Source organism: Geodermatophilus maliterrae (genome assembly GCF_041018925.1).
Lineage (GTDB): Bacteria > Actinomycetota > Actinomycetes > Mycobacteriales > Geodermatophilaceae > Geodermatophilus > Geodermatophilus maliterrae.
Map to the genome: position 1 here is coordinate 1 of NZ_JBFNXQ010000186.1, position 3,025 is coordinate 3,025.

General features: G+C 76.2%; 3 protein-coding genes. 1 reads left to right on the forward strand and 2 read right to left on the reverse strand.

Annotated elements, in window-relative coordinates; genetic code table 11:
- Positions 1-11: 11 nt before the first annotated feature.
- Both ABQ292_RS26265 and ABQ292_RS26270 read right to left on the reverse strand, forming a co-directional pair.
- Positions 12-971 carry a nucleoside hydrolase gene (locus ABQ292_RS26265; protein WP_369210646.1) on the reverse strand — a complete coding sequence of 320 codons (960 nt, stop codon included), beginning with the start codon at positions 969-971 and terminating at the stop codon, positions 12-14.
- A 55-nt stretch (positions 972-1,026) separates the two neighbouring features.
- Entirely contained in the window at positions 1,027-2,439 is a 1,413-nt protein-coding gene (locus tag ABQ292_RS26270; RefSeq protein ID WP_369210647.1) for an APC family permease, read from the reverse strand.
- 376 nt (positions 2,440-2,815) lie between these two features.
- Between ABQ292_RS26270 and ABQ292_RS26275 the strand changes: the two genes are divergently transcribed.
- The coding region (locus ABQ292_RS26275; protein WP_369210648.1) for a hypothetical protein at positions 2,816-3,025 on the forward strand (210 nt) is incomplete at its 3' end.

Here is a 3,025-nt window from a genome sequence, read left to right on the forward strand (position 1 = left end):
TCTAGAGCGGCTCAGCCCACCCGGGCGGCCAGGTCGGCGAGCCGGCTCACCAGGAACTCGACGGCGGCCGGGCTGTCCACGGTCTCGGCGACGTCGACCGCCGTCGGGGCGTCGGATACCGTCCGCCGGTCGACCAGCGTCTGCCCGCGCCCGGCACCGCGGGTGGTGTCGACGACGACGTCGCGGCGCACGGTGCCCAGCGTCCCGGGCACGATCGCCTCGGTGAGCGCCAGCGCGTCGTGGACGACGACGCCGGTGGTGCCGTACGACGTCCGGGCGTGGTCGAGGTACTGCTGCAGGATCCCCGCCGCCGTCGCCCCGACCGGCCCGGCTGCCGCGAAGCGGGCGATGCCGTCCTCGTCGAGCACCGTGGGCAGCGTGACGTCGAGGCCGACGAGCACCGTGGGCACGGTCGAGCGGAGGACCCGCGCGGCGGCCTCGGGGTCGGCCCACACGTTGAACTCCGCGGCCGCGGTCACGTTGCCGCCACGGCCGGCCGACCCGCCCATGAGCACCAGCCGGCCGATCCGCTCCGCCGCCTCCGGAAAGGTGGCCAGCAGGAGCGCGACGTTCGTCCACGGTCCGATCGCGGCCACGGTCACCGGCGTCTCCGAGGCCATGAGCAGGTCGGCGAGGACGACCACGGCCGGCCGCAGGTCGACGCCGGCGGGCGAGGGCGGCAGCTGCACCCCGCCGAGCCCGGCGGTCCCGTGCACGTGCCCGGCTCGCTCGGGCTGCGGGTACACCAGCGACTCGGCGGCGCCGGCGGCCACCGGGACGTCGGCGCGGCCGGCCAGGTGCAGCACGCGCAGCGCGTTGTCCGTCGTCTGCGGCAGCTCCACGTTGCCGTGCACGGTGGTGACCAGGCGCAGGTCCACCTCCGGGCTGGCCAGCGCCAGCAGGATCGCCAGCGCGTCGTCGATGCCGGGGTCGGTGTCGATCACCAGGGGCGTCACGGGGGGCAGGGCCACCCGGTCATCCTCCCAACCGGCGTCGGGCACCATCGCGGCACGACCGCCGCCCGGCTCAGCCGACCCGGACGTCATCGCGCTGCCGGGCCTCCGCCCGGCGGCGCGGCACCGCGGTGACCAGGTAGAGCACCACGCCGACGGCCAGCAGGAGCCCGGCCAGGCCCCAGGTGACCGCCGTCTGCTGCCAGAGCAGGAGCAGGCAGGAGGCGATGGCCAGGACGGGGACGACGGCCGGCACGCGGAAGTGGTCGGCCGCGACGCGGTCGCGGCGCAGCACGAGCACCGCGGTGTTGGTGCTGAGGAACACGAACAGCAGCAGGAGCACGACGGTGTTGGCCAGGGTGGCCAGGTCGCCGACCAGGGTGAGCCCCATGGCCACCAGCGTGGTGACGGCGATGGCGACCCACGGCGTGCGCCGCTGCGGCAGCACGCGGCCGAGGACCGCGGGCAGCAGGCGCTGCTCGGCCAGGCCGTACGCCATGCGGCTGGCCATGATCATCGTCAGCAGTGCGCCGTTGGCGACGGCGATCAGGGCGACCGCGCTGAACAGCCAGTCGGGGACACCGGCGTCGGCGGCCCGCACGACCTCCAGCAGCGGCCCGCTGGAGCCGGCCAGCTCCGACGGGGGCAGGACCACGGCGGCGGCGAGCCCGACCAGCACGTACACCACCCCCGCGGTGAGCAGCGACCCGAACAGCGCCCGCGGGTACACCCGCCGCACGTCACGGACCTCCTCGGCGACGTTGGCGGACGTCTCGAACCCGACGAAGGAGTAGTAGGCCAGCAGCGCCGCTGAGAGCACCGCCGTCGCCGCCGACACCCCGGGCGGGAACTCGAGCGCCCGGCCGGGGTCGCCGTCGCCCCGGCCGAGGACCACCGCGCCGAGGACGACGACGAGCACCAGCCCCGAGGTCTCGACCAGCGTCATCACCAGGTTCGCGCGCAGCGACTCGCGGATCCCGCGGGCGTTGAGCAGCGCCACCAGCAGCAGGAACACCACCGCGGCCGCGGTGGGGGGCACGTCGAGGAACACGCCCAGGTAGTCGCCGGCGAAGGCCAGTGCCAGGCCGGCCGCGCTGGTGACGCCCGCGGCCAGCATGCAGAAGCCCACGAGGAAGGCCACCAGCGGTGACCGGAACGCCCGCTCGGCGAACACCGCGGACCCGCCGGCGCGCGGGTACTTGGTGACCAGCTCGGCGTAGGAGCCCGCCGTCAGCAGGGCCAGCACCAGCGCGGCCAGCAGCGGCACCCAGATGGCTCCGCCGACCTGGCCGGCCACCTCCCCGACCAGGGCGTACACGCCGGCGCCGAGGACGTCGCCGAGGATGAACAGGTAGAGCAGCGGGCCGGTGACGGCGCGGCGCAGCCTGGTGTCGGGGTCGGCCGTGCCGGGCGTCGTCCCGCTGGGGAGGCCGGTCGGTGCGCCGGCCGACGCGCCGGTCGCGCGGCCCGCGGGCTGGTCGGTCACCCGTCGAGTCTGGGCAGTTCCGCTGGAGCCCGCCAACCGGACGGCGGGCGGCGCGGGACGGCCCGGCGCACCGATGACGACCGGAGCGCGCCGCCACGACGCCGCGACACGTCCCGACACGCGGGCGTGCCGGGACGTGTCGCGGGCCGACCGGAGGCCGCCCGGGGACCTGCCACGCTCGGGGGGCACCGGCTTGTCGACAAGTGCTCGCCGGCAGCGCCGCGTCGTCGAAGCCCTGGTCAGAGGCCTACAACGGTTGTGTCACGGGCTCGCGGAGGAGTGTCGGGAAGTGCCGTCCGGAGGCCTCGTCGTCCCTACCTTTCTCCTCGTCCGCGGCACCTTCCCCGGCCGCGGACACAGACCCCAGGAGGACGGCATGGCGATGGACAGGGCACCCGCTCCGTCGTCGGCGACCCTGCCGGACGACCTGACGCTGGCCGCCCTGCTCGGACTGCTCGACCGGGCCGACGAGCTGCCGCACCGGCGGCGTCCCCGCCGGGCTGTCGCCACCCGCTCGCCCGGCGCCCCCCGCGCCCTGCGGCAGCTGCCGGTGGCCCGGCCGGTGCCGGTCCCGCGGCCCCGGCCG